This is a genomic window from Janthinobacterium sp. LS2A (assembly GCF_036543145.1).
In the GTDB taxonomy this organism is placed as follows: domain Bacteria; phylum Pseudomonadota; class Gammaproteobacteria; order Burkholderiales; family Burkholderiaceae_D; genus Janthinobacterium; species Janthinobacterium aestuarii.
The window spans coordinates 1-485 of the sequence record NZ_JAZHPB010000030.1 but is presented as its reverse complement, the minus strand read 5'-3'; the positions used below and the strand labels follow the sequence as shown (position 1 = coordinate 485).

Genomic DNA, 485 nt, shown 5'->3' with positions numbered 1-485 from the left:
GGTACCGTTGTGACCGGTCGTATCGAGCGCGGCATTGTCAAAGTCGGCGAAGAGATCGAAATCGTCGGTATCACCGATACCGTCAAAACGACTTGCACCGGCGTGGAAATGTTCCGCAAGCTGCTGGACCAAGGTCAAGCTGGCGACAACGTTGGTCTGCTGCTGCGCGGCACCAAGCGTGAAGACGTGCAACGTGGTCAAGTTCTGGCCAAGCCAGGCTCGATCAAGCCGCATGCACACTTCACCGGCGAGATCTATGTTCTGTCGAAAGACGAAGGCGGCCGTCATACGCCATTCTTCAACAACTATCGTCCACAGTTCTACTTCCGTACGACGGACGTAACTGGTTCGATCGAGTTGCCAGCAGACAAAGAAATGGTCATGCCAGGCGATAACGTGTCGATCACCGTCAAGCTGATCAACCCGATCGCGATGGAAGAAGGTCTGCGCTTCGCTATCCGCGAAGGCGGCCGTACCGTCGGCGC

At 56.5% G+C, this 485-nt stretch carries 1 protein-coding gene; it reads left to right on the top strand.

Annotation, left to right across the window (positions count from 1 at the left end; all coding sequences use genetic code 11):
* The coding region (locus tag V3C40_RS28265) for an EF-Tu/IF-2/RF-3 family GTPase (RefSeq protein WP_331779166.1) at positions 1-485 on the top strand (485 nt) is incomplete at both ends.